The sequence below is a fragment of the Pseudomonas simiae genome (assembly GCF_900111895.1).
GTDB classification, from domain to species: Bacteria; Pseudomonadota; Gammaproteobacteria; order Pseudomonadales; family Pseudomonadaceae; genus Aquipseudomonas; species Aquipseudomonas simiae.
The window spans coordinates 204,106-229,553 of record NZ_FOKB01000004.1 but is presented as its reverse complement, the minus strand read 5'-3'; the positions used below and the strand labels follow the sequence as shown (position 1 = coordinate 229,553).

The following is a 25,448-nucleotide window of genomic DNA, read 5'->3' as shown; positions in this document are numbered from 1 at the left end:
GATACATGTCACTTCGCCTCATCACCAGCGCCGTCCTGGCGCTGGTCGCTTGCATCGCACAGGCTGACGGACCCGCCCCGGCGATTTCGTACACTCGCGACATTCAACCAATCTTTACCGAGAAGTGCGTGGCCTGCCACGCCTGCTACGACTCCGCCTGCCAGCTCAACCTGGGCAGTGGCGAGGGCGCGGCCCGGGGTGCAAACAAAGTGCCGGTCTATGATGGCGAGCGCAGCCAGGCGACCCCGACCACACGGCTGTTCTATGACGCCTTTGGCAAGCAGGCCTGGCAGCAAAAGGGCTTTTACTCGGTGCTGGACGCCCAGGGCAGCCAGGCGGCCTTGATGGCACGCATGCTGGAGCTGGGCCATAACGCACCGCTGCAACCCAACGCCAAGTTGCCTCAAGATATCGTACTGGGCCTGAACCGTGAAAACATGTGCGCCATGCCCGGCGAGTTCAATGCCTACGCCGGTGCCCATCCCAAGGAAGGCATGCCGCTGGCGGTCACCGGCCTGACGGACCAGCAATACCAGACCCTGCAACGCTGGCTCGCGTCCGGCGCTCCTATCGATGAACAAGGCCTGGCGCCCAGCGCCAAGGAAGCCCTGCAGGTGCAGCAGTGGGAAAACCTGTTCAACCAGCCGGGTGCGCGGGAGAGCCTGGTGGCGCGCTGGTTGTTCGAACATCTGTTTCTCGCGCACATCTACTTCGAAAACGGCGAACCGGGGCATTTCTTCCAGTGGGTGCGTTCGCGTACGCCCAGCGGCCAGCCGATCGATCTGATCGCCACCCGTCGCCCCAATGATGATCCAGGCACCCGTGTGTATTACCGCCTGTGGCCGGTGCAGGGTGTGATTGTGCATAAAACCCACATCGCGTACCCGTTCAGTGCCCAGAAGATGGCGCGGATCAAAGAACTGTTCTACGCCGGCAACTGGCAGGTCAACGCCTTGCCGGGCTATGGCCCAGGCCGTCGCGCCAACCCCTTCGAAACCTTCGAAGCCATCCCGGCCAAGGCGCGTTACCAGTTCATGCTGGACAACGCCGAATACTTCGTACGCACCTTTATCCGTGGGCCGGTGTGCCGTGGGCAGATTGCCACGGACGTGATCCGTGACAACTTCTGGACCCTGTTCCAAGACCCGGACCACGACCTGTACATCACCGATGCGCGCTATCGCGGCCAGGCCACGCCGTTGCTGGCGATGCCGGGGCAGAACGATGACGTCGGCAGCGTGCTCAGCCTGTGGCTGGCGTACCGCGACAAACGTAATGAATACGAGGCCCTGCGCCGCGACAGCTATGCTGACTTGCCGCCGCCAAGCTGGTCGACCCTGTGGGCGGGCAATGACAATGCCTTGCTGAGCATCTTCCGCCACTTCGACAGCGCTTCGGTGACCAAAGGCCTGATTGGCGAGGTGCCGCAAACCCTGTGGCTGTTCGACTACCCGCTGCTGGAGCGCACCTATTATCAGTTGGCGGTGAACTTCGATGTGTTCGGCAACGTGTCGCACCAGGCCCAGACCCGGTTGTATTTCGACCTGATTCGCAACGGTGCCGAGCAGAACTTCCTGCGCCTGATGCCGGCCGATTCCCGCGAGGGCTTCTTGGATGACTGGTACCAGAACAGCGGCAAGCTCAAGCTATGGCTGGACTATGAAGCCATTGATGACGATAAACCCACTGGCCTGCACCTGAATGAAAACGATCCGAAGCGCGACTTTGCCAACCAGTTGCTCACGCGTTATGGCGATTTGAATGCGAGCCCGGATCCGATCAACCGCTGCACGGGCGCCTATTGCTCGCGTGACGGCGTGGACCCAGCCATTCAGGATGCGGAGCAGGCGCTGAGCCGCCTGACTTCACGCCCGGCCGCCGGGCTCAAGGTCATCGACCAACTGCCTGAAGCGACGATGTTGCGTGTCGAGACCGCCAGCGGTAAGCGTGTGCTCTACAGCATGCTGCGCAATCGTGCCCACAGTAACGTGGCGTTTCTGCTGGGTGAGGCTTATCGCTATCAGCCGGGCTTGGACACGGTGACGATTTATCCTGGCGTGCTGAGCAGCTATCCGAACTTTATGTTCAATATCCCTGCCCAGGAAGTGCCGGAGTTTGTGGCTGAAATGGAGCAGGCCAAGGATGCCAAGCGTTTCGAGAAGATTGTGGACCGCTGGGGTGTGCGGCGCAGTCATCCGTTGTTTTGGCAGTACTTCCATGATGTGTCGCAGTACATTCGGGAGACTACGCCGGTGGAAGAGGGGGTGTTGGATATGAATCGGTATCAGAACTTGTGAGATCTTTTCGGAGTGCATATCCGTTGCTGCGGTAACGGCTGATATTGGTTCCGCCCTTACGGCGCCTCAGATCAAAAGCCAGAGCAAGCGCGACTCGCTTCGCATCGTGGATACGCTTTTCGTCCTTTGTAGGAGCCGGCTTGCCGGCGAAAAACGTGAGAACGCCGCGTTTTGTCTGGTTACCCGCGTCATCGTTAACCACCATCGCAGGCAAGCCAGCTCCTACAGGGACTGCGTTTGCCCTTGCCTTTGCTCTACACCACTCAGGCCGCCGTGCTCTTGCGGTCCCCCAAACCCCTGTCGGATTACGGGCACACCGAGTATTGGGGCAAGAGCCTTTTGGTTGCTTTTGGACTCTTTTCAAAAGTGACCCGCCGTAAGAGCGGAACCCATAGCAGCCATCACCCAAATAACGGATATGTACACCCCCCCAAAAAACCTATCCCGACAAAAACACTAGGACTTTGTACCTGCGTAATATTTTGGCGTAAACTGCTGGCAAGCCTGTGAGGAGTTTCCATGACTGCCATAACCATTACCGACGCCGCCCACGATTACCTGGCTGACCTGCTGTCCAAGCAGAACACCCCGGGTATCGGCATCCGCGTCTTCATCACCCAACCCGGCACCCAATACGCCGAGACTTGCATTGCCTACTGCAAGCCTGGGGAAGAGAAACCTGAAGACACCGCCCTGGGGCTGAAAAGCTTCACCGCGTACATCGATGCCTTCAGCGAAGCCTTCCTCGACGACGCCGTGGTCGACTACGCCACCGACCGCATGGGCGGCCAGTTGACCATCAAGGCGCCAAACGCCAAGGTGCCGAACGTCAACGCCGACAGCCCGGTGAACGAGCGCATCAATTACTACCTGCAGACCGAGATCAACCCAGGCCTGGCCAGCCACGGCGGCCAGGTCAGCCTGATCGACGTGGTCGAAGACGGCATTGCGGTGTTGAAATTCGGCGGCGGCTGCCAAGGCTGTGGCCAGGCGGACGTGACCCTGCGTGAAGGCATCGAGCGCACCTTGCTGGAGCGTATTCCAGAGCTCAAGGGCGTGCGTGACGTGACCGACCACACGCAGAAAGAAAACGCCTACTACTGAATAAGGCGTTCACTGCGAGCAGAAAAAACGGCGCCCCGTGAGCGCCGTTTTTTTATGCCTGGGTTTCAGGGGCGGTAAAGATGAGCATGGCCCGCGCGATACAGCGACGACTCACTGAAGCTGTCACTTGCCAACACCCGGCCCACCACAATCAATGCCGTGCGCCGAAAGCCCTTGGCCGCCACCTTCTCGGTAATGTCACTCAACGTGCCCATCGCCCAATCCTGATCCGGCCAGGTTGCCCGGTGCACCACGGCAATCGGGCAATCCGCGCCGTAGTGCGGCAGCAGCTCAGCGACGATCTTCTCCAGGTGATTGACCCCCAGGTGAATCGCCATGGTGGTGCCATGCCGGGCCAGGCTGTCGAAATCCTCGCCGGCGGGCATGCGGGTTTTGTCGGCATAGCGGGTCAGGATCACGCTTTGGGCGATATCGGGCAGGGTCAGCTCGGTTTCCAGCAGGGCGGCGCAGGCGGCCACGGCGGTGACGCCGGGAATGATCTGGAAGGGAATGCCCAGCTCCCGCAGATGGCGGATCTGTTCGCCAATGGCGCCATACAGGCTCGGGTCACCGGAATGGACGCGGGCCACGTCCTGGCCGTTGTCGTGGGCGGTTTTGATCAGGTCAATGATCTGTTCCAAGTGCAATTCGGCGCTGTTGACCACCGTTAGCGCCGAATGGCCGTCCAATACCGCCGCCGGAACCAATGAGCCGGCATAGATGATTACCGGGCAACTGCGGATCAGCCGCTGGCCTTTGACGGTGATCAATTCCGGGTCGCCGGGGCCTGCGCCGATGAAGTAGACGGTCATGGTGGTTCCTGTCGAAAAAACGGGCGAGCATGAATGTTGTTCATGATCGGGGGCGGCAATTATCGGGATTTTAGCCGGCGCAGGCTAATGCAAAGGTGGCTTGGGCGGTTTTTTTGCGAGTGATCAACAGGCGGGCAGGGCTGCCTGCAAGGTGCTCGGCGAGTGCCAGCGCGGCGCTTTCGGCGATGCCATAACAGCCGGTGTGGGCAAAAGCGATGTCGGATTTGTGGCTCAGGCGGTGTTCAAACGCCGCCAGTTGCTCGGCGCTGAAACACTGCAGTGGCAGGTTCAGCCTCTGGGCCAGAGCCAGTAACCCCGGTTCATTCTGTTTGCGATCGATACTGGCCAGCGCGCTAATGCGGTGACGCTCGATACCGCCCTCGGCGAGGGCCGAATCGAACAGCGCCAGCAAGGTGTGAAGATCGCAACCCTGCTGGAAACCCAGGCCGATCACCAGGGTCATGCCGAGTATTGGTCGTCACGGTTGCGGCGGAACAGCCACGCGCTGATCAGGCCCAGTGCGAGCCAGAAAGCGACGTTGGTCAACTGTGAAGCGATCTTGAATTGTGCTTCCAGGGCTTGCGGTGCCAGCATCGAATGCACTTCGGGCTGTGGCGCGCCGATCACGTGGGGGACGGCGAGGATCGCCACGCCCAGCACTTTCAACAGCCAGTTACGACCAAATACGATCAAAGCGATGCCGGCAGCCGTAGAAGCCGCAGTGCCGATCCACCAGGTCTGGCGCAGCGCCAGGTCCGCGGCGGCGGTGCCCGGCAGCTCAGGCGGCAGGCCCATCGTCGGTGCCAGCACGAAGGTTGCGTAACCGGCCAAGCCCCACAGCAGGCCTTGGGCGGTGCGGGTTGGCGCGCGCAGTGTGTAGAGACCGGCCAGCATCAGCGCAAAACCGACCGCGACCACCAGATTACCGCCTGTGGTGGAGAGCACGCGCTGCCAGCCGTCTTCCGGCTCCCAGGCTTCGGCATCGTGGGTGTGGGCGGCAGCGCCTTCGGTGTGTTCGTGGGCCACTTCGGTGGCGGCCGGGGCCTTTTCAAAGGTTTCCGCCTGCAGAATCAGCGGGGCGACCCAGAAGCTTTGCAGCAAGGTCAGCAACAGGGCGGCCAGCAGGCCGGTGAAACCTGCAGTTTGCGCGATACGCTTGATCATGTCGGCAGGTCTCAGTGGCACGGGAACGCAGCGCTGTGGCGGGTATCGTGGGCAGCGTTGTGCACGGCCTCGATGTGCGAGAAACCGGCAAAGTACACCAGGCACGCACCAAGGATCGACGCGCCGATGGCGGCGGTCAGGCGTTGGCTCAGGGTGGCGGTGCTGCTGGCGGAGTGCGAGGTGCTGCTGACGATCGACATGGCGCGTCCCTTTCAGGTGTCTGGGTGAAACGAGCGCATGGAAACCCCGCGAGCCAGGCACGCAGGGTTTGAACAGCGCCCGCCCACCGCGGGTTTGTTATCTGAATTTTTCGGGCCGGTCTCCGGGCTTGCGAGGGGCAATGTGCCTAATAAGCATCGCCTTCCCATGCCGTCGAGGCACAGTGGATCTGACGCTTCACTCGCTTACCGTTGCGGGGGCAGCACCGGACTGGTCATATCGCTATGACGCACCGGTTTCCCGTTTCACCCTGTGAAGGGCACCCGAAACAAGATGTGTAGGAGAGCATGGGGGTGGGAGGGGAGTCAATTGGGGTGTGTACATATCCCTTGTTGCGATGATGGCTGAAATGGGTTCCGCTCCTACAGCGAACCGCCTTTGCTCTACACCACTCAAGCCGGCTGTCAGGCCGCTGTGCTTTTGCTTTTGATCTTGATCTTGATCCTAAGCGCCCCGTCAAACACGCTGGCCGGAATTCGACAGGGATTTGGGGGGTAAACCGGCAGGGATGCCGGTTTAGCCGCCCCGCGCCATGGATGGCGCGTGGCGGTGGCCCCCCAAATCCCTGTCGGATTACGGGCACACCGAGCGTGAGCGAGGTGCCGAGTGTTGGGGCAAGAGCCCTTTGGTTACTTTGGGGCTCTTTTCCAAAGTGACCCGCCGTAAGGGCGGAACCCATAGCAGCCATCACCGCAGAAACGGATATGTACACTAACCCAACCAATCCAACCCCATCATTGACCATCCCCCAAGCACTGCGTAGCCTTACACCCTTCGAGGTTCTTCGGCCCAGGCCGAAGCTAAGAAGGGAACGCGGTCCAAGCCGCGGCTGCCCCCGCAACTGTAAAGGGTTCAGCTGACTGCCACGCCACTGCCGACAAGGCGGGAAGGCGCAGCCAGCGCCGGTCGCAAGACCCGCAAGCCCCAAGCCAGGAGACCTGCCTCGCAACCGATTTTCTACTTCAACCGGGCGGGGTGATCCGGTGACGAAATCCGCTGCTGCGCGCCGTCGCAGGGCCTATCGTCCCGTATGCCCGCCCCCAAGGGCATCCGATGAAAACACTGGCCAAACTCCCCGTCACCATCGTCACCGGCTTCCTCGGCTCGGGCAAGACTACCTTGCTGCGCCACATGCTCGATAACGCCCAGGGCCGTCGCATCGCCGTGATCGTCAACGAATTCGGCGAACTGGGTATCGACGGTGAAATCCTCAAGCAGTGCTCCATCGGCTGCACCGAAGAAGAAGCCAACGGCCGCGTCTACGAGTTGGCCAATGGCTGCCTGTGCTGCACCGTGCAGGAAGAGTTCTTTCCAGTGATGCGCGAGTTGGTGGCCCGTCGCGGCGACCTCGACCATATCCTCATCGAAACCTCCGGCCTGGCCCTGCCAAAACCGTTGGTACAAGCCTTTCAGTGGCCGGAAATCCGCAGCGCCTGCACCGTCGACGCTGTGATCACCGTGGTCGACAGTCCGGCCGTGGCCGCCGGCACCTTCGCCGCTTTCCCGGACCAGGTGGATGCCCAGCGCAAGCTCGACCCGAACCTGGACCACGAGTCGCCGCTGCATGAGCTGTTCGCCGACCAACTGGCCAGCGCCGACCTGGTGATCCTCAACAAGAGCGACCTGATCAGCCCTGAAGACCTGGCCCGTGTGCGCCTGGAAGTCGCGGAAGAACTGCCGCCCGCGGTGAAGATCATTGAAGCCAGCAGCGGTCGTTTGCCGTTGGACGTGCTGATCGGCCTGGGTGCCGGCTCCGAAGAGCATATCGACGGTCGCCACAGTCATCACGACCATCACCATGACGGTGAAGACGATCATGACCATGATCACGACGCCTTCGACTCCATCTCCATCGACCTGCCGCAGGCCGATGAAGCGCTGCTGCTCGACGCCCTGACCCAGTTGGTGGTGCAACACGGCATCCTGCGCGTCAAAGGCTTCGCTGCGATTCCGAACAAGCCGATGCGCCTGCTGATCCAAGGGGTGGGTACGCGTTTCGACAAGCACTTCGACCGTGCCTGGGGCCCGGACGAAGCACGCATCACACGCTTGGTGCTGATCGGTCAGGACCTCGACGCGGCGGGCCTTGAAGCGCAACTGCGCGCAGCCCTCAGCGTTTAACCCATGCACCTGCTCAGGACCCAGCCCGGTGGTTTCGTCTCGGACGACAATATTGCCGACCTCGGACAAACCCCCGCTGATCTGGTGATCCTGTGCAGCGGCGATTCCAGCCTGGCGCTGCTGGCCGAAGCGGCCCAGCAGTTGCCGGACGATTACCCCAGCTTTCGCTTGGCCAACCCGATGCAGGTGCAGAACCATGCCTCGGTCGACCTGTATGTCGATGAGGTGCTGCGCCACGCCAAGGTCATCCTGATTTCCCTGCATGGTGGCATCGGTTATTGGCGTTACGGCATTGAGCGTCTGGTGGAATTGGCCGAGCGTGGCGTTCAACTGATTCTGGTGCCGGGGGATGATCGCCCGGACCCTGAGCTCAGCGGACTAAGTACCGTCGGCGCCGAAGAGCGTGATCGCCTCTGGCACTTCCTGCGCCAGGGCGGCCTGGGCAATGCCCTGGATTTCTATCGCTGCCTGGCCAGCACTTACCTGGGCCGTGATTACGCCTGGGCCGAGCCGCAAACCTTGCCGCGCACGGCGATTTATCACCCGCACCGTGCCAGCGCCCGGCTGAATGATTGGCAGGCCGACTGGAATGCCGAGTGGCCGGTGGCGGCGGTGTTGTTCTATCGCTCGCATTTGCAGGCAGCCAATACCGGTTTTATCGATGTGTTCTGCCAGCGCTTGCAGGCGGCGGGTCTCAACCCGTTGCCGATGGCGGTGGCCAGTTTGAAAGAACCCGGCTGCCTGGCGGTGGTCGAGGACCTGCTGGACGAGGTCGGCGCGGCGGTGATTCTCAACACCACCGGCTTCGCCCAGTCCAGCCCGGAAGCGCCGCACTTGCGGCCGTTTCGCCGCAATATCCCGGTGATCCAGGCGATCTGCGCCCAGGACAACCAGCCCGGCTGGGAAGCGAGCGACCAAGGTCTTGGCCCCCGCGACCTGGCGATGCACATTGCCTTGCCGGAGCTGGACGGGCGGATCATCAGCCGGCCGATCAGCTTCAAGGACCTGGCCTGGCGCAGTGAGCGCAGCCAGTCGGATGTGGTGTGCTACCGCGCCGCGCCGGAGCGCATGGATTTTGTTGCTGAGCTGGCGCGGCGCTGGGTCGAGTTGGCGCGAGTGCCGAATGGCGACAAGCGCATCGCGCTGATCCTCGCCAATTACCCGACCCGCGACGGTCGTATCGGCAATGGTGTCGGCCTGGATACGCCGGCGGCGGCGTTGAATATCCTGCGTGCCCTGCAGGCCGAAGGCTACCCGGTGTCGGATGCATTGCCGGAAAGCGGCACGGCACTGATCCACGCTTTGCTCGGCGGCGTTACCAATGACCTCGACAGCCTCGACCTGCGCCCCTGCCACCAAAGCCTGGGCCTGGAGGACTACGAGGCGATGTTCAGCCGCTTGCCCGCGGCCAATCGCCAGGCGGTGCTGGAGCGCTGGGGCACGCCTCATCACGACCCGATGTTCCGCGATGGCCGCATGATGGTCGCCGGCCTGCGCCTGGGCCTGACGTTCGTCGGTATCCAGCCGGCGCGGGGTTATCAGGTGGACGCCAGCGCCGTTTACCACGACCCGGACCTGGTACCGCCCCACGGTTACCTGGCGTTCTACTTCTGGTTGCGCCACACCTACGGTGCCCACGGCGTGATCCATGTAGGCAAACATGGCAACCTTGAATGGTTGCCGGGCAAGGGCGTCGGCTTGTCGGAAAACTGCTGGCCCGATGCGCTGCTGGGGCCGCTGCCGAATATCTACCCGTTTATCGTCAACGATCCGGGCGAGGGCGCCCAGGCCAAGCGACGCACCCAGGCGGTGATCATCGATCACTTGATGCCGCCCCTGACCCGTGCCGAAACCTACGGCCCCCTGCGTAACCTTGAGCTGCTGGCGGACGAGTACTACGAAGCGCAACTGCTGGATCCGCGTCGCGCCCTGGAGTTGCAGAAAGACATCCTCAAGCTGGTGCGCGAAACCCGCATCGACCAGGAACTTGAGCTGGAGAGCGACGCCGACGCCGCCGTCTGGCTGCCGCGCCTGGACACGTACCTGTGCGACTTGAAAGAGTCGCAGATCCGCGATGGCCTGCACATCTTTGGCGAGTCGCCGGCAGGTCGCCTGCGTATCGATACTTTGCTGGCCTTGCTGCGCATCCCGCGTGGCGATGGCCGTGGTCCGCAATCGAGTCTGCTGCGTGTGTTGGCCAAGGCCTTTGACTTGGGCTTTGATCCGCTGGATTGCGCTTTGGCCGAGCCCTGGACCGGGCGCCGTCCCCAGGTCTTGCAGAAGATCGATGCGCAGTTGTGGCGCACCGCCGGCGATACCCGCGAGCGCCTGGAGCTGTATGCCGCGCGGCTGATCGAACAGGCGCTGGAGGGGCCGCTTGAACAGCTGGAAGAGCCCGGTTGGGAGGATGTGAAGGCCGTTATCGAAAGCCTGCGCATCGTGGTGGCGCCGCGTCTGGACGCTTGTGGCCCGGCGGAAATGTGTGGCTTGCTGGATGCCCTCAGTGGCCGTTTTGTGCCTGCCGGCCCAAGTGGCGCGCCGAGCCGCGGACGTTTGGATGTGCTGCCGACGGGTCGCAATTTTTTCACCGTCGACGTGCGCAACCTGCCCACTACCACGGCCTGGCGCATCGGCTTTCAATCCGCCAACCTGATTCTCGAGCGACATTTGCAAGACCACGGCGACCACCTGCGCCAACTCGGCCTGTCGGTATGGGGCACTGCCACCATGCGCACCGGCGGCGACGACATCGCCCAGGCCATGGCGCTGATGGGCGTGCGCCCGGTGTGGGCGACCGGCAGCCAACGGGTGGATGATTTTGAAATACTGCCGATCAGCCTGCTGGACCGCCCGCGTGTCGACGTGACCCTGCGTGTGTCCGGGTTCTTCCGCGATGCCTTCGCCAACCTGATCCGCCTGTTCGACGCCGCGGTGCAGGCAGTGGCGGCGCTGGATGAACCGGACGATATGAACCCGCTGGCCGCCAAGGTGCGCAGTGAGCGTGAGGCGTTGCTCACATCTGGCCTGGACGCAGAAGCTGCGGCGAAACAAGCCGGTTGGCGCATTTTCGGCGCCAAGCCGGGCGCCTATGGTGCGGGCGTGCAGGGCGCGGTCGACGGTCGCCTGTGGCAAAGCCGTGAGGACTTGGCCGAGGTTTACCTCAACTGGGGCGGCTACGCCTATGGAGGTTCCGATGAAGGCACCGCCGCCCGTGCGCAATTCGCTCAGCGCTTGAGCCAGGTGCAGGCGGTGCTGCAGAACCAGGACAATCGTGAGCACGACCTGCTGGATTCCAACGACTACTACCAATTCCAGGGCGGCATGCTCGCTGCCGTGGAAACCCTCAGCGGTGACAAGGCCGCCAGCTACCATGGTGACCACAGCCAACCGGACCTGCCGAAGATCCGCACTCTGAAGGAAGAGCTGAACCGGGTGATCCGCTCCCGCGCCGCCAACCCCAAGTGGATCGAAGGCGTGAAGCGCCATGGCTATAAAGGTGCATTCGAGATGGCGGCGACCGTGGACAACCTGTTCGCTTTCGACGCCACCACGGCGCTGATCGACGATCATCAATACGCGCTGCTGGCCGATGCCTACCTGCTCGACCCCGACACCCGCGCCTTTGTGCAGCAACACAACCCCGACGCTTTGCGGGACATGACCGAGCGCATGCTCGAAGCCCAGCAGCGGAGCATGTGGCAGGAGCCGGGGGCGTATCGCGAGGCGCTGGAAAACCTGTTGCTGGATATAGAAGAGGACGGCTAAAGGCGGGCTCGTTGTGGTGAGCAGGCTTGTGTCGCAGAATTTGAAGAGGGATCGCATGACTGATATTCCCCATTTCCCGCTGTCCGCCGTAGTCGGCGCCGATGACCTGAAACTGGCGCTGTGCCTGACTGCCATCGACCCGAAGATCGGCGGTGTGCTGATCGAAGGTCCGCGCGGCATGGCCAAGTCGACCTTGGCGCGCGGTTTGGCGGACCTGTTGGCCAGTGGTCAGTTCGTGACGTTGCCTTTGGGCGCCACCGAAGAGCGCCTTGTGGGCACGCTGGACCTGGACGCCGCGTTGGGCGAGGGGCGGGCGCAGTTCTCACCCGGGGTCTTGGCGAAGGCCGATGGCGGCGTATTGTACGTCGATGAGGTCAACCTGCTGCCCGACCACTTGGTGGATGTGCTGCTGGACGTGGCCGCCAGCGGCACCAACCTGATCGAGCGCGATGGTATTTCCCATCGCCATTCGGCGCGCTTCGTGCTGATCGGCACCATGAACCCGGAGGAAGGTGAGTTGCGACCGCAGCTGCTCGACCGTTTCGGTTTCAACGTGGCGTTGAGTGGGCAGACCTTGCCGGTCGAGCGTGGGCAGATCATTCGTCGTCGCCTGGATTTCGACAGCGACCCGGCGGCGTTCTGCGCACAATGGGATGAGTCGCAGGCAGCCTTGCGAGAGCGCTGCACTCAGGCGCGGGCGCGGCTGGATGCCATCGCGCTGGACGATGAGACGCTGGCTCGGATCACCGAACGGTGCTTCGCTGCGGGCGTCGACGGGTTGCGTGCGGACCTGGTCTGGTTGCGCGGCGCTCGGGCCCATGCCGCCTGGCGGGGTGCCCATGCTATCGGCGAGGAAGATATTGAAGCTGTGGCGGAGTTTGCCTTGCGCCATCGCCGCCAAGAGCAGGCCACTCCATCGAGCCCACCGAGTGAAGGGCAATCGCCCAAGTCCTCCGACGCTTCCCCAGGCCAAGGCCAATGGGGCGATATGCCCGCACCGGCCTTGCCCACGGGCGCACGCCGCGATGTGCCGGCCTGGCCAAAAAAGCCCTAGGCATTCGCCCCCGACCTGACGCGGGGGCGGATGCCCGCCCCAACGCGGGGCAACTGGACAGAGGCAGGCACGGCAAGGCGCGCAGCGCGAAACAGGGCTCGATCAATTGGCCGGGCACCTTGCTCGGTGGGCGCCCGCAAACCCGTGAGGATCTGCTTTATCACCTGCGCAGTCGTTCGGCCCCCGCGTTGTGGCTGGTGATTGTCGATGCGTCGGCGTCCACCCGGCGACATCACGCGCTTTCCGACGCCAAGGGCGTGTTGGCGCATTTGTTTGATGATGCCTACCGCCAGCGGGCACGGATGGCGTTGTTGACGGCCAGCGGGCATTCGCCCAACTGGCAGGTCCAGGGATTGAAGGCGGCGAAGGGCTTGGCGGGTTGGCTGGACCAGTTGGGCGCGGGCGGCGGCACGCCATTACTCGCGGCGCTTGTAGAGGCCAGGCATTGGCTGGCACTGCGGCGTGCGCGTTACCCGGCTGAGCAACAGCGGTTGCTGGTGATCACTGACGGACGACTCAAGGATATCGCCGGGTTAGCGTTGCTGGAGTGCCCTGGCGTGCTGGTGGATATCGAGCGTGGGCCGATCAGGTTGGGTCGGGCTCAAGAGCTGGCGGCTGGGTTGCAGCTGGATTATCGGCATATCGATGACTTGTAGCGCCTGGACGATCGCTTTCGCAGGCAAGCCAGCTCCCACATTTGATCGGCGGTGCAGTCAAAATGTGGCCGCTGGCTTGCCTGCGATAAGGCCCTCCAATACACCAAAAATCCTTCAGCCCGCCCCCGGCACATTCGGCCAAAGGTCCGCCACCAGAAACAGCCGTTCAGCTTCCTCCCAATCCTCACCCACCTGCACCAGCCGCACCAGCAACTGCGCCGGGGCCATGGGGTCCAGGTCGGCCAGCCAGCCTTGCATCTGCGCCTCGCTCCACACCTGATCCGCCGGGTAATGCGCCGGCGCCAGCCACGCATGCCGGGGCAGGGGTTGCCAGCGGCCCGGCTGGCTGAGGCTGACAAACGCTTGCCAATCGCGCTGATGCAACCAGCGCCCACGCAGGTGCTGCGGATGGGCGCCGACGGGGGCTTGAGCCTGGCCGGGCCAGGGGTAGAGCAGGTAACCGCCCAGCCACAAATGCGCATCGAATTGCTGTATATCCAGCGCCGCCAACGCCTCGCGGCTTTCCGCACGCGCTGATATCGGCAGTTGATGCTGGGCCAGATGAGCCAGTTTGCGGTCCAACCGATCATGGCAACCCGGTCCCAGCCATTGCGCCGTGTCCTGGCCGTGGCCATCCTGTGGCCCAAGATAAAGTTTGATCGCCAGCTCCAGGTGATGCACGCCATCGCGGTCACGCAGCAGCATGTCCAGCTCGCCCAGGGTATGCCCGGCACGCCGGATCGGCAGGTTGGCGGCCAGCAATTCCACACCCGGCGCATGTTGCACCGCGAACTGCCACAGGCGTTCGTAATAGAGGCCCAGGCGCCGCGTGCGTGACAGGCTGAGCCATTGCTGCAAGGCGCCGCTGTCCTGATCAAGTTGGCGCAGCCAGCGTTCCAGTTGATGCGGTGCCTGCACCCAATCGCTGCCGGCCAGCGGGTGGCGTTGCGGCCACGGCGTGTGCGCGAGCATCGGCGGGGCGAGCATCACCCACGCCAGGTCGCGCACTTCGGGGTGGCGCAGCTGTCGGGGCAGGGTGTGCAGATCCGGGAACACAGTCATGGTCCGAGCATAGCCGTTTAAAGGTTGCATGGGTGGCTGAGAACTATTGTCATCAAGGCTTCATGGCGACAAAGGATTTTGCCTGGGGCGGCCTTTCGCCCATAATCCTTCTTTTTGCCACACCCCACATCCCGCAGGAGCCCCATGGAGCAATTTCGCAATATCGGCATTATCGGTCGCCTGGGCAGTACCCAGGTGTTGGACACCGTCCGCCGGCTGAAAAAATTCCTGCTGGAACGCCATCTGCATGTGATCCTCGAAGACACCATCGCTGAAATCCTCCCCGGCCACGGCCTGCAGACTTCATCGCGCAAGATGCTCGGCGAAGTCTGTGACATGGTGATTGTGGTCGGTGGCGATGGCAGCCTGCTGGGTGCGGCCAGGGCCTTGGCTCGGCATAACGTGCCGGTGCTGGGGATCAACCGTGGCAGCCTGGGGTTCCTCACCGATATCCGCCCCGATGACCTGGAAGTCGAAGTGGCCAAGGTGCTCGACGGCCATTACCTGGTGGAAAACCGCTTCCTGCTGCAAGCTGAAGTGCGTCGCCACGGCGAAGCCATCGGCCAGGGCGATGCCTTGAATGACGTGGTGCTGCACCCCGGCAAGTCCACGCGGATGATCGAGTTCGAGCTCTATATAGACGGCCAGTTCGTGTGCAGCCAGAAGGCCGACGGCCTGATCGTTGCCACGCCTACCGGCTCCACGGCCTACGCGCTGTCGGCGGGCGGCCCGATCATGCATCCCAAGCTGGATGCCATTGTGATCGTGCCGATGTACCCCCATATGTTGTCGAGCAGGCCTATTGTGGTCGATGGCAACAGTGAGCTGAAAATCGTGGTGTCCAAAGACATGCAGATCTACCCCCAGGTGTCGTGTGACGGGCAGAACCATTTCACCTGCGCCCCCGGTGACACCATCACCGTGAGCAAGAAGGCACAGAAGTTGCGGTTGATCCACCCGCTGGACCACAACTACTACGAAGTGTGCCGCACCAAGCTGGGCTGGGGCAGCCGCTTGGGGGGTGGAGGCGACTGATGCTCGATCCCGCGCGTAGCTACGACCTGATTGGTGACGTGCACGGTTGCGCCCATACCCTTGAGCACCTGCTCGACCTGTTGGGCTACCACAAGCAGGGCGGCACCTGGCGTCACCCGTCGCGCATGGCGGTGTTCCTCGGCGACATCATCGACCGTGGCCCGCGCATCCGCGAGGCCTTGCACATCGTCCACGACATGGCCGAGGCCGGCCAGGCGCTGTGCATCATGGGCAACCATGAGTTCAACGCCCTGGGCTGGACCACGCCCGCACCGCCAGGCAGTGGCAAACAGTTCGTGCGCGAGCACAACCCACGGCACGCGCGGTTGATCCACGAGACCCTGACCCAATTCGAACAGCACCCGGCCGACTGGCACGACTTCCTCGGCTGGTTCTACGACATGCCGCTGTTTGTCGATGCCGGACGCTTCCGCGTGGTGCACGCCTGCTGGGATAACGGCTTTATCGATCCGCTGCGCGCGACTTTTCCGAACGGATGCATCGACCAGCATTTCCTGCAGGCCGCCGCCGTACCGGGCAGTTTTGCCTGTAATGCGTTCGACCGCCTGCTGCGTGGCACCGACATGCGCCTGCCGGATGGCTTGACGCTGACCGGTGGCGATGGCCTGACGCGCTCATTCTTCCGCACCAAGTTCTGGGAAGACGACCCCAAGACCTACGGCGATATCGTGTTCCAGCCCGACGCCTTGCCGGAACCGGTGGCGCGTACGCCGTTGTCGTCCACCGAAAAGAATTCCCTGCTGCGCTACGGCGTCGACGAACCCTTGCTGTTCGTCGGCCATTACTGGCGCAGCGGCAAACCGGCGCCGATCCGACCGAACCTGGCCTGCCTGGACTACAGCGCAGTGCTGTATGGCAAGCTGGTGGCCTACCGTCTGGATCAGGAGACGCGGCTGGATCCGAATAAATTCGTATGGGTCGACGTTGAGCGGCCCGAGGTCATCAAATGAGTGCTGTGGCGGTATTACGCTTACCCTTGAGCGTCGACCTGGGCGGCTTTGTCCTGCTGCTGCAACGTATGCAAGTCCCCCATCGTGTCAGTGAAGAGGCGGGTGAGCAGGTGTTGTGGGTGCCCGAGAACATCAGCGACGACGTGCGCGTACTGTACCAACGCTTTCCTGCCGGGGACCCGGACCAGCAACTGGATATTCCCGAGCAGGCTCCGGTCAAGCGGCCCGGGTTCATTCAGCAACTGCGGCACAGCCCGTTGACCGCTTTGGTGCTGCTGGCAAGTATCATTGTTGGCGCCGTGACCTTGCTCGGTGAAAACCTGCAAGCCATGAGCTGGCTGACGTTCCTGCCATTTCGCATCGTCGGCGAGTACATCCAGTTCACGCCGCTGGCCGATAGCCTGGCGGCGGGGCAGTGGTGGCGGCTGGTCACCCCGATGCTGATCCACTTTGGCATCCTGCACCTGGCCATGAACGGCATGTGGTACTGGGAACTGGGCCGGCGCATCGAAGCGCGCCAGGGCAGCATCAACTTGCTGGGCCTGACGCTGTTGTTCAGCCTGGTGTCCAACTACGCTCAATATGCTTATGGCGGCCCCGGCCTGTTCGGTGGGTTGTCCGGCGTGCTGTATGGCCTGCTCGGGCATTGCTGGATTTTTCAATTATTGTCGCCTAACCCGGCCTATCGCTTGCCCCGCGGGGTGCTGGTGATGATGCTGGTATGGCTGCTGCTCTGCCTGTCGGGGCTGGTCTCGATGATCGGTTTCGGCGAAATCGCCAACGCTGCCCATGTCGGCGGCCTGGTTATCGGTTGCCTGACGGGTTTGCTGGGTGGGCTATACAGCCGCCGCAAAGCGTCTATTTGATAAGGAAGAGCCTTATGTCCTCTTTTGCTGAAATGATCGAAAACATCACGCCGGACATCTACGAGAGCCTCAAGCTCGCCGTGGAGATCGGCAAATGGTCCGATGGCCGCAAGCTCTCTGCCGAACAGCGCGAACTGTCGTTGCAGGCCATGATCGCCTGGGAAATCCAGAACCTGCCGGAAGACCAGCGCACCGGCTACATGGGCCCGCAGGAATGTGCGTCCAAGTCCGCGCCGGTGCCGAACATCCTGTTCAAGTCGGATGCGATCCATTGATTGAAATTGGTCGCGGTGCAGTCAGCAAAATGTCGGCGCAACTCGGTGAGCCGACCGTTCAATATGCGTTTCGCCTAGGCGATGCCGAGGTACCGGTCAATCCATTGATCGGTACTCACGTGCGCCTGGAATACCTTGGTGCCATTCATTGCAGCCATTGCGGCCGCAAGACCAAGACCAGCTTCAGCCAGGGTTACTGCTACCCGTGCATGACCAAGCTGGCCCAGTGTGACCTGTGCATCATGAGCCCCGAGCGTTGCCATTACGATGCCGGCACCTGCCGCGATCCGGGCTGGGGCGAAAAATTCTGCATGACCGACCACGTGGTGTACCTGGCGAACTCGTCGGGGATCAAGGTTGGCATCACCCGCGCCACCCAGTTGCCGACGCGCTGGCTGGACCAGGGTGCAAGCCAGGCGCTGCCGATCATGCGCGTGGCGACGCGCCAGCAGTCCGGGTTCGTCGAAGACCTGTTCCGCAGTCAGGTGGCCGACAAAACCAACTGGCGCGCGCTGCTCAAGGGCGACGCCCAAGCGGTCGACCTCAAGCAGGTGCGCGATGAGCTGTTCGCTTCCTGCGCCGAAGGCTTGCTCGGTTTGCAGGAACGCTTTGGCCTGCAGGCCATCCAACCGGTGACCGACATCGAACCGATCGAAATCCGCTACCCGGTGGAGCAGTATCCGGCCAAGATCGTCAGCTTCAACCTGGACAAGAACCCGATTGCCGAAGGCACGCTGCTGGGGATCAAGGGCCAATACCTGATCTTCGACACCGGCGTTATCAATATTCGTAAGTACACGGCCTACCAGCTCGCCGTGCATCAGTAGAAGGATGCCACCCATGCGCACCGAACAACCGAAGATGATTTACCTGAAGGACTATCAGGCGCCGGACTACCTGATCGAAGAGACGCACCTGACCTTCGAGTTGTTCGAGGACCACAGCCTGGTCCACGCGCAGCTGGTGATGCGCCGCAACCCTGAGCGCGGCGCGGGGTTGCCGCCGTTGGTGCTGGATGGACAACAGCTGGAATTGTTGAGCGTGAACCTTGCCGATCAAGCACTCGGCGCTGATGACTACCAACTGACCGACAGCCACCTGACGGTCCAGCCGAAAAGTGCGAGTTTTACCCTGGACACCACGGTAAAAATCCACCCGGAAACGAACACCGCCCTGGAAGGCCTGTACAAGTCCGGCAGCATGTTCTGCACCCAGTGCGAGGCCGAAGGTTTCCGCAAGATCACTTACTACCTCGACCGCCCGGACGTGATGAGTACCTTCACCACCACGGTCATCGCCGAACAGCATCGCTACCCGATCCTGCTGTCCAACGGCAACCCGATCGCCAGCGGTCCTGGCGAAGACGGCCGCCACTGGGCAACCTGGGAAGACCCGTTCAAGAAACCGGCGTACCTGTTTGCCCTGGTTGCAGGTGACCTGTGGTGTGTCGAAGATACGTTCACCACCATGACTGACCGTGTCGTAGCGCTGCGTATCTACGTCGAGCCGGAAAACATCGACAAGTGCCAGCACGCGATGACCAGCCTGAAGAAGTCCATGCGCTGGGACGAAGAAACCTATGGTCGCGAGTACGATCTCGACATCTTCATGATCGTGGCGGTGAACGACTTCAACATGGGCGCCATGGAAAACAAGGGCCTCAACATCTTCAACTCCAGTGCCGTGCTGGCCCGTGCCGAAACCGCTACCGACGCCGCGCACCAGCGGGTCGAGGCGATCGTCGCCCACGAATACTTCCACAACTGGTCGGGTAACCGCGTGACCTGCCGCGACTGGTTCCAGCTGTCGCTCAAGGAAGGCTTCACCGTGTTCCGTGATTCGGGCTTCTCCGCCGACATGAACTCGGCCACGGTCAAGCGCATCCAGGACGTGGCGTACTTGCGCACCCACCAGTTCGCCGAAGACGCCGGCCCGATGGCCCACGCGGTGCGGCCGGACAGCTTCATCGAAATCTCCAACTTCTATACCCTGACCGTGTATGAAAAAGGCTCCGAAGTGGTGGGCATGATCCACACCTTGCTCGGTGCCGAAGGCTTCCGCAAAGGCAGCGATCTGTACTTCGAACGCCATGATGGCCAGGCCGTGACCTGCGACGACTTCATCAAGGCCATGGAAGACGCCAACGGCGCCGACCTGACGCAGTTCAAACGCTGGTACAGCCAGGCCGGCACGCCACGTCTGGCGGTGAGCGAGTCCTACGATGCGGTGGCCAAAACCTACAGCCTGACCTTCCGCCAGAGCTGCCCGGAAACCCCGGACAAGGCGGAAAAACTGCCGTTCGTGATCCCTGTGGAATTGGGCTTGCTGGACGCTAAGGGCAGCAGTATGGCCTTGCGCCTGGCCGGTGAAGCGACCGCTGGCGCCACGTCGCGCGTGATCTCGGTGACCGAGGCCGAGCAGACCTTCACGTTCGTTGATATCCCTGAGCAACCGTTGCCTTCGCTGCTGCGCGGGTTCTCTGCGCCGGTCAAGCTGAGTTTCCCGTACAACCGCGATCAACTGATGTTCCTGATGCAGCATGACAGCGACGGTTTCAACCGCTGGGATGCCGGCCAGCAGTTGTCGGTGCAGGTGTTGCAGGAACTGATTGCCCAGCATCAACAGGGCCAGGCGTTGCACATGGATCAGCGCTTGATCACCGCGCTGCGCAGCGTGTTGAGCGACGAAAGCCTGGACCAGGCGATGGTTGCGGAGATGCTGTCGCTGCCGGGTGAAGCCTACCTGACCGAAATCAGCGAGGTGGCGGATGTGGATGCCATCCACGCCGCCCGCGAGTTTGCGCGCAAGCAATTGGCGGATAACCTGCATGAAGCCCTGTGGCTGCGTTACCAGGCCAATCGCGAGCTGTCCAAGCAAACGCCGTACGTGGCGGCCGCCGAGCACTTCGCCCGTCGCGCATTGCAAAACATCGCGCTGTCGTACCTGATGCTCAGCGGCAAGCCGGAAGTGTTGGCGGCGACTCTCGAGCAGTTCGACACCAGCGACAACATGACCGAGCGCCTGACCGCGCTGGCGGTGCTGGTGAATTCGCCGTTCGAAGCGGAGAAGGCCCAGGCCCTGGCGGTGTTTGCCGAGAACTTCAAGGACAACCCGTTGGTCATGGACCAGTGGTTCAGCGTGCAGGCCGGCAGCACCTTGCCGGGCGGGCTGGCGCGCGTGAAGGCGTTGATGGAACACCCGGCGTTCAACATCAAGAACCCCAACAAGGTGCGCGCCTTGATGGGGGCCTTTGCCGGGCAGAACCTGATCAACTTCCACGCGGCGGACGGTTCGGGTTATCGCTTCCTGGCGGACCTGGTGATCGAGTTGAATGGTTTCAATCCGCAGATCGCTTCGCGGCAGTTGGCGCCGTTGACCCGCTGGCGCAAATACGACAGCGCACGCCAGGCGCTGATGAGGGCAGAGCTGGAGCGCATTCGGTCGTCTGGTGAGCTGTCGAGCGATGTGTTCGAAGTGGTCAGCAAGAGCCTGGCTTAAGCTGGAGCGATGAATAAAAAACGGCCTGTTCGACAGGCCGTTTTTTTTCGCCTCAGATAACCGGCGGGCGAGGGGAGTCCAGGCCGATATCGATGGGGAAACGCTCGGCGATGATGCCGTGCGGTACACCCAGTGGTATGGCGCTGGCATGGTCGAGACGGGTGACGTGCTCGGCCGACAATTGCACATTCAACGCGCCCAAGGTGCTGTCCAGTTGGGCGCGAGTGCGCGAACCCAGGATCGGGATCAGTGCGGTGGTGGAGCGGCGCGCCTTTTCCCGTAGCCAGCCGATGGCAACGTGGGTCGGGGAGGCTTCAACTTCGGCGGCGACCGCCAGCAGGGTATCCAGCACGGCGGTTTCACGGGCGCTGTGTTCGGCGTGCACCAGGATCCCAAGTTTGTTGGCGCGGTTGTCGTCCTGGGTGTTGCGGTACTTGCCTGTCAGGAAGCCACCGCCGAGGGGCGACCACAGTGTTGCAGCCAGGCCCAGGGCTTCGGCCATCGGCAGCAATTCGCGGTCGGCGGTGCGCTCGACCAGACTGTATTCCACCTGGATGCCGATGATCGGCGCGAAGTTGCGCACTTCGGCCAGCAGGTCGGCGCGGGCAATACGCCAGGCGGGAAAGTTGGAAAGGCCGGCGTAGTGGATCTTGCCGGCGCGGACCAGGTCGTCGAGGCCGCGCAGGATCTCTTCCATGGGCGTGACGTTGTCGCTCATGTGCGCCCAGAGCAGGTCGATCCGGTCGGTGTTCAGGCGTTTGAGGCTGTCTTCCACCGAGCGAACCAGGTTCTTGCGATTGTTGCCCAGCCTGATCGTGCCTTCATCCGATGGCTGGGAGCGCAAGGTGTACTTGGTGGCCACCACCAGGTTGTCACGCTCGGTGGCGATAAACTCACCCAGCAGTTTTTCGGCCTGGCCGAACTGGTAGCCGTTGGCGGTATCGAGAAAGTTGCCGCCGGCCTCAAGGTAGCCGTCGAAGATTTGTTTGGCTTCATCGCGTTCGGCGCCATGGCCCCAGCCCGTACCGAAATTAGCGGTGCCCAAGGCCAGTTCAGATACCTGCAGACCGCTGCGGCGGCCAAAGACTTTATTGCGCATAGAAGGACTCCTGAGGCTGTGATGGTTAATACATGTCTATCAACATGTATTAAATATGATGCTGGTAATGTATTCGGTCAAGAGGCTTTTTCACTGCTGACGTTTTCTGACAGGGGGCTCTGCTAAGCTGCATCACTTTTTTTCTCGGCAGGCATTCCCGTGTCGCGCACCACTCGTCTACTGACTTTGCTCCAGGCCTTGCGGGGCAAGAAACGCCCGGTGACTGCTGCCGTGCTGGCGGCGCAGCTAGAGGTGTCCGAGCGTACGCTTTACCGCGACATTGCCGAATTGACTGCATTGGGCGCGCCGATTTTCGGCGAGGCGGGGGTTGGATATGTGTTGCGAAGCGGCCTGTTTCTGCCGCCTTTGATGCTGAACGCCGAGGAAACCGAGGCTATCGTGCTCGGCTTGCGTTACGTGGATCAGCGCGGTGATGACGTGCTCAGCCGCGCCGCCGCCAATGCTTTGGCGAAAATCGCCGACGTGCTCGACCCGGCCGCTCAGGAAGCCTTGCGCAACCCAACGGTATTGCCCGGCCCGCCAGGGTTCGGTTATCCGGAAAACCGCGTACCCCTCAACGTGTTTCGCGAAGCCATTCGCAGCCAGGCCAAATTGCAGATCGATTACGCAGACGCCAGCCAGACCCAGAGCCAACGTCTGATTTGGCCCCTGGCCTTGGGGTTCTTGAACGAAGTGCGGGTGATCGTCGCCTGGTGTGAATTGCGTGGCGCGTATCGCACCTTCCGCACCGACCGTGTGGCCAGTGCCCAACCCCATGGCGAGCGTTATCCGGGGCGGCGCAGTGATTGGCTACGGGCCTGGCGCAAGCTGATGGAACAGAATGAGGACGGGCCGTTTACTCCTGACAAAAACTGACACAACCCTGGCTTAGCATGGCGTCACCAATCACCTACAAAGGAGCTGTGCCATGTCTATTCCCGAGTTGGCGCCGGCCATCATGGCCTACCTCGAGGCGGCCAACAGCCGTGACACCTCGGCTGTCGCCGATTGTTTTGCCGACGACGCCAATGTGTTCGATGAGGGGCAGCATCAAGTCGGCACCGTTGCCATCGCGCGCTGGATGGAAGACACCGCGCGCCGTTACCAGCCGCGGGTCGAAGTGCTCAAGGTGCAACACCGAACGGGCAAGGTGCTGGTCAGTAATGTGGTGTCTGGCAATTTTCCCGGAAGCCCGTTGGAGCTGCGCTACACCTTTCGATTGAACGAGCAGGGTAAGATTTCGCGACTGGATATTTCCCTGTAGGTCATACTGGCGGGCATGACTTTCGACTCGCCCCGCGCTGCCTACCAATACGCCATTGCTCAACCGGGCTTCGTTGCCGACGACGCTCAGCGTCGAGCGGTCGACGCGCTGCAAGCCTGCCATGAAGCCCTACATCGGGGGCGTGCGCCAATCATCGGCGTCTACCTGTGGGGGCCAGTGGGGCGTGGCAAGACCTGGCTGATGGACCAGTTCTACCAGAGCCTGCGGGTGCCTGCGCGGCGCCAGCACTTTCATCACTTCATGGCGTGGGTGCATCAACGGCTGTTCCAACTGACAGGCACCCATGACCCCTTGCAGGCCCTGGCGCGCGAGCTGAGCCAGGAGGTGCGCGTGCTGTGCTTCGATGAGCTGTTCGTCAATGACATCGGTGACGCGATCATCCTGGGACGCTTGTTTCAGGTGATGTTCGAGGAAGGCGTGGTGATGGTCTGCACGTCGAATCAACCGCCTGGGCAGTTGTACGCCGATGGCTTCAACCGGGAGCGTTTTTTGCCGGGCATTGCGGCAATAGAACAGCATATGCAGGTGGTGGCCGTGGACGGCGAAAAGGACCACCGCTTGCACCCGGGCGTGGCGTTTCAGCGCTATTGGGTCAATCAACCCGACGCGCTGGCCGGTGTATTCAAGCAATTGGCGCAAGGGCAGGCGGTGCAGAGTGGGCCGGTGACTGTCGGTCATCGCTCGATCATCGCGCAGCAGTCCAGCGACACAGTGCTCTGGTGCAATTACGCGGACCTGTGCGAGCAACCCCTCGCGGCGATGGATTTCATGCTGCTGTGCGATCGCTTCAAGGCGATCCTGTTGGGTGAAGTGCCCAACCTCAGTGCGCAAAAACGCCCCGGCCGGATCGCCCGAGGTACCGAAGATGGCGCACAGCGCGTGGAGGCGGGTGATCGCGAGTTGCCGCAATTGTCGGTGCACGATGACAGTGTGCGTCGTTTCATCGCCCTGGTGGACGAGTGCTACGACCGCAAGGTGCCATTGTTCATCGAGGCGCGGGTACCTCTGGAGTGTCTTTATACCGAGGGTTACCTGGAGTTTGCGTTCCGTCGGACATTGAGCCGCCTGCGGGAAATGCAGTTGCTGCGTTTCGCCTGAGGGCGTGTGAAAAAACACAGGAATCGGCTGATTGTCGGCTTTCAACGGCACAGCCTTGGCGCTTTCATGCGCATTTTTGTAGTTAATCTCCTTCATCTGTGTCCGGCTCCACGCTTACAATCGTGCCCCTATAGGGAGCCGATTCCCTTGTAGTCGTGATTGAGGACGGAAATGGACACCCCAGATATCCTGGTGCTGCAAGCCAGCTATACCAATCCCGTGCATGCGCAAGCCATTGGCCGCGTGCTCAACCATTACGCCGAGGACCCGATGGGCGGTGGCCACAGCCTGCCTGCCGATCTTCTGGAGCAGTTGCCGGGCGAGCTGGCCAAGCGACCTCATGCCTTCAGCGTGCTGGCGTTTGTGGGAGGGGAGCCGGCAGGTCTGGTGAATTGTTTTGAAGGGTTTTCCACATTTGCCTGCCGTCCGCTGGTCAATGTCCATGACGTGGTTGTGATGGATGCGTTTCGGGGGCTGGGGTTGAGCCAGAAAATGCTGTTGAAGGTCGAGGAAATCGCCCGTCAGCGGGGCTGCTGCAAAATCACCCTGGAGGTGCTGGAGGGCAATGCGGTGGCTCAGTCGGCCTATCGCAAGTTCGGTTTTGATGACTCGATATTTGATCCAGCCCACGGGCGCATGTTGTTCTGGAGCAAACCGCTTTAATCAATCACAGGCAAAAAAAGGCGCCATTAATTAAATGGCGCCAAGTTCACCTTAGCCATAGGAGCAGGATGGTAAAGGGCCGTGCGGTTAACGCAGTTGAATCAAGTGTTCGGTAGTTCCTCGGCGGTAGATTGACCGGCTGCCTCTTTCTTCACGTTCTTCCCATCAGCCTGCGCGGTTTGTTCTGCAGTGCCGTGAGTCTTTTGCTGCATGAACGTGAAGTTGTTGTAGAACTCCTTCGAGCGCTCGGAACCACCTTCGGCGAAGGCGGCGGCGGAGGTCAGGGTCATCAGGCTGGCAAGCACCAGGGTCGAGAGTTTCATGGCAGTATTCCCATTAAGAGTGATCGGTATCCGCTCTGTCCTTGATCAGATTCATGGGGCGAGTTTGAGGTGAGTTTATTA

The 25,448-nt window shown here is 61.9% G+C and carries 23 protein-coding genes and 2 riboswitches; of the genes, 16 read left to right on the top strand and 7 right to left on the bottom strand.

Annotated elements, in window-relative coordinates; translation table 11 throughout:
* Positions 1-5 precede the first annotated feature (5 nt).
* Together BMZ57_RS14600 and nfuA are read left to right on the top strand one after the other, a co-directional pair.
* Complete coding sequence (locus tag BMZ57_RS14600; protein WP_021491688.1) at positions 6-2,297, top strand: fatty acid cis/trans isomerase; 2,292 nt, start codon at positions 6-8, stop codon at positions 2,295-2,297.
* A gap of 519 nt (positions 2,298-2,816) precedes the next feature.
* Positions 2,817-3,401 (top strand): Fe-S biogenesis protein NfuA, encoded by a 585-nt coding sequence (nfuA, locus tag BMZ57_RS14595; RefSeq protein WP_003173594.1) that lies wholly within the window; start codon positions 2,817-2,819, stop codon positions 3,399-3,401.
* Between the two features lie 65 nt (positions 3,402-3,466).
* Here the strand turns inward: nfuA and cobM are convergent, their stop codons facing one another.
* The 4 genes from cobM to BMZ57_RS14575 all read right to left on the bottom strand — a co-directional run bounded on the left by cobM (position 3,467) and on the right by BMZ57_RS14575 (position 5,577).
* A complete protein-coding gene (cobM, locus tag BMZ57_RS14590; RefSeq protein ID WP_010210885.1) occupies positions 3,467-4,213 on the bottom strand; it encodes a precorrin-4 C(11)-methyltransferase in 747 nt (248 codons plus the stop codon).
* A gap of 70 nt (positions 4,214-4,283) precedes the next feature.
* Positions 4,284-4,676, bottom strand: a complete 393-nt coding sequence (locus tag BMZ57_RS14585) for a cobalamin biosynthesis protein (protein WP_044287046.1) — start codon at positions 4,674-4,676, stop codon at positions 4,284-4,286.
* Complete coding sequence (locus BMZ57_RS14580) at positions 4,673-5,377, bottom strand: CbtA family protein (RefSeq protein ID WP_010210883.1); 705 nt, start codon at positions 5,375-5,377, stop codon at positions 4,673-4,675. The genes BMZ57_RS14585 and BMZ57_RS14580 overlap by 4 nt, the downstream gene beginning before the upstream one ends.
* An 11-nt stretch (positions 5,378-5,388) precedes the next feature.
* Positions 5,389-5,577, bottom strand: a complete 189-nt coding sequence (locus BMZ57_RS14575; RefSeq protein ID WP_010210882.1) for a CbtB domain-containing protein — start codon at positions 5,575-5,577, stop codon at positions 5,389-5,391.
* 96 nt (positions 5,578-5,673) lie between these two features.
* Positions 5,674-5,878, bottom strand: a riboswitch (cobalamin riboswitch).
* 478 nt (positions 5,879-6,356) lie between these two features.
* Positions 6,357-6,556: riboswitch (cobalamin riboswitch) on the top strand.
* A gap of 93 nt (positions 6,557-6,649) precedes the next feature.
* Between BMZ57_RS14575 and cobW the strand changes: the two genes are divergently transcribed.
* The 4 genes from cobW to BMZ57_RS14555 are packed head-to-tail and all read left to right on the top strand — an operon-like array spanning position 6,650 to position 13,192.
* Positions 6,650-7,717 (top strand): cobalamin biosynthesis protein CobW, encoded by a 1,068-nt coding sequence (gene cobW, locus BMZ57_RS14570; RefSeq protein WP_021491686.1) that lies wholly within the window; start codon positions 6,650-6,652, stop codon positions 7,715-7,717.
* 3 nt (positions 7,718-7,720) lie between these two features.
* Positions 7,721-11,482 (top strand): cobaltochelatase subunit CobN, encoded by a 3,762-nt coding sequence (gene cobN / locus BMZ57_RS14565; RefSeq protein WP_069672656.1) that lies wholly within the window; start codon positions 7,721-7,723, stop codon positions 11,480-11,482.
* A gap of 55 nt (positions 11,483-11,537) precedes the next feature.
* Positions 11,538-12,536 carry a magnesium chelatase ATPase subunit I gene (locus BMZ57_RS14560; protein WP_021491684.1) on the top strand — a complete coding sequence of 333 codons (999 nt, stop codon included), beginning with the start codon at positions 11,538-11,540 and terminating at the stop codon, positions 12,534-12,536.
* Between the two features lie 53 nt (positions 12,537-12,589).
* Entirely contained in the window at positions 12,590-13,192 is a 603-nt protein-coding gene (locus BMZ57_RS14555) for a vWA domain-containing protein (RefSeq protein WP_069672713.1), read from the top strand.
* A gap of 114 nt (positions 13,193-13,306) precedes the next feature.
* Here the strand turns inward: BMZ57_RS14555 and BMZ57_RS14550 are convergent, their stop codons facing one another.
* A complete protein-coding gene (locus BMZ57_RS14550; RefSeq protein ID WP_069672655.1) occupies positions 13,307-14,254 on the bottom strand; it encodes a DUF1853 family protein in 948 nt (315 codons plus the stop codon).
* A gap of 144 nt (positions 14,255-14,398) precedes the next feature.
* Between BMZ57_RS14550 and BMZ57_RS14545 the strand changes: the two genes are divergently transcribed.
* The 6 genes from BMZ57_RS14545 to pepN are packed head-to-tail and all read left to right on the top strand — an operon-like array spanning position 14,399 to position 20,899.
* The gene (locus BMZ57_RS14545; protein ID WP_010210870.1) at positions 14,399-15,289 is read left to right on the top strand and encodes an NAD(+) kinase; all 891 of its coding nucleotides are present in this window, start codon (positions 14,399-14,401) and stop codon (positions 15,287-15,289) included.
* Positions 15,286-16,260, top strand: a complete 975-nt coding sequence (locus BMZ57_RS14540; protein ID WP_373422413.1) for a metallophosphoesterase — start codon at positions 15,286-15,288, stop codon at positions 16,258-16,260. Before BMZ57_RS14545 ends, BMZ57_RS14540 begins: the two co-directional genes overlap by 4 nt.
* Positions 16,257-17,126: a rhomboid family intramembrane serine protease gene (locus BMZ57_RS14535; protein WP_021491805.1), complete on the top strand. Its 870-nt coding sequence runs from the start codon at positions 16,257-16,259 to the stop codon at positions 17,124-17,126. The genes BMZ57_RS14540 and BMZ57_RS14535 overlap by 4 nt, the downstream gene beginning before the upstream one ends.
* Before the next feature lie 14 nt (positions 17,127-17,140).
* Positions 17,141-17,401 (top strand): YeaC family protein, encoded by a 261-nt coding sequence (locus BMZ57_RS14530; protein ID WP_010210866.1) that lies wholly within the window; start codon positions 17,141-17,143, stop codon positions 17,399-17,401.
* A complete protein-coding gene (locus BMZ57_RS14525; protein WP_021491804.1) occupies positions 17,398-18,228 on the top strand; it encodes a DUF2797 domain-containing protein in 831 nt (276 codons plus the stop codon). Before BMZ57_RS14530 ends, BMZ57_RS14525 begins: the two co-directional genes overlap by 4 nt.
* A gap of 13 nt (positions 18,229-18,241) precedes the next feature.
* On the top strand, positions 18,242-20,899 hold the full coding sequence (pepN, locus tag BMZ57_RS14520; protein WP_010210861.1) for an aminopeptidase N: 2,658 nt from the start codon (positions 18,242-18,244) through the stop codon (positions 20,897-20,899).
* A 52-nt stretch (positions 20,900-20,951) separates the two neighbouring features.
* Here the strand turns inward: pepN and BMZ57_RS14515 are convergent, their stop codons facing one another.
* Positions 20,952-21,998 (bottom strand): aldo/keto reductase, encoded by a 1,047-nt coding sequence (locus BMZ57_RS14515; protein WP_010210860.1) that lies wholly within the window; start codon positions 21,996-21,998, stop codon positions 20,952-20,954.
* 159 nt (positions 21,999-22,157) lie between these two features.
* Here BMZ57_RS14515 and BMZ57_RS14510 point away from each other — a divergent pair, with 159 nt between their 5' ends.
* From BMZ57_RS14510 to BMZ57_RS14495, 4 genes are all read left to right on the top strand, one after another.
* Positions 22,158-22,874 carry a helix-turn-helix transcriptional regulator gene (locus BMZ57_RS14510; protein WP_021491802.1) on the top strand — a complete coding sequence of 239 codons (717 nt, stop codon included), beginning with the start codon at positions 22,158-22,160 and terminating at the stop codon, positions 22,872-22,874.
* 52 nt (positions 22,875-22,926) lie between these two features.
* On the top strand, positions 22,927-23,262 hold the full coding sequence (locus tag BMZ57_RS14505; RefSeq protein WP_010210857.1) for a nuclear transport factor 2 family protein: 336 nt from the start codon (positions 22,927-22,929) through the stop codon (positions 23,260-23,262).
* A gap of 15 nt (positions 23,263-23,277) precedes the next feature.
* Positions 23,278-24,381 carry a cell division protein ZapE gene (zapE, locus tag BMZ57_RS14500; protein ID WP_010210856.1) on the top strand — a complete coding sequence of 368 codons (1,104 nt, stop codon included), beginning with the start codon at positions 23,278-23,280 and terminating at the stop codon, positions 24,379-24,381.
* Between the two features lie 171 nt (positions 24,382-24,552).
* Positions 24,553-25,044 carry a GNAT family N-acetyltransferase gene (locus BMZ57_RS14495; protein WP_010210855.1) on the top strand — a complete coding sequence of 164 codons (492 nt, stop codon included), beginning with the start codon at positions 24,553-24,555 and terminating at the stop codon, positions 25,042-25,044.
* 101 nt (positions 25,045-25,145) lie between these two features.
* On the opposite strand, the gene BMZ57_RS14490 is transcribed toward BMZ57_RS14495, so the two are convergent.
* A complete protein-coding gene (locus BMZ57_RS14490) occupies positions 25,146-25,367 on the bottom strand; it encodes a hypothetical protein (protein ID WP_010210854.1) in 222 nt (73 codons plus the stop codon).
* Positions 25,368-25,448 lie beyond the last annotated feature (81 nt).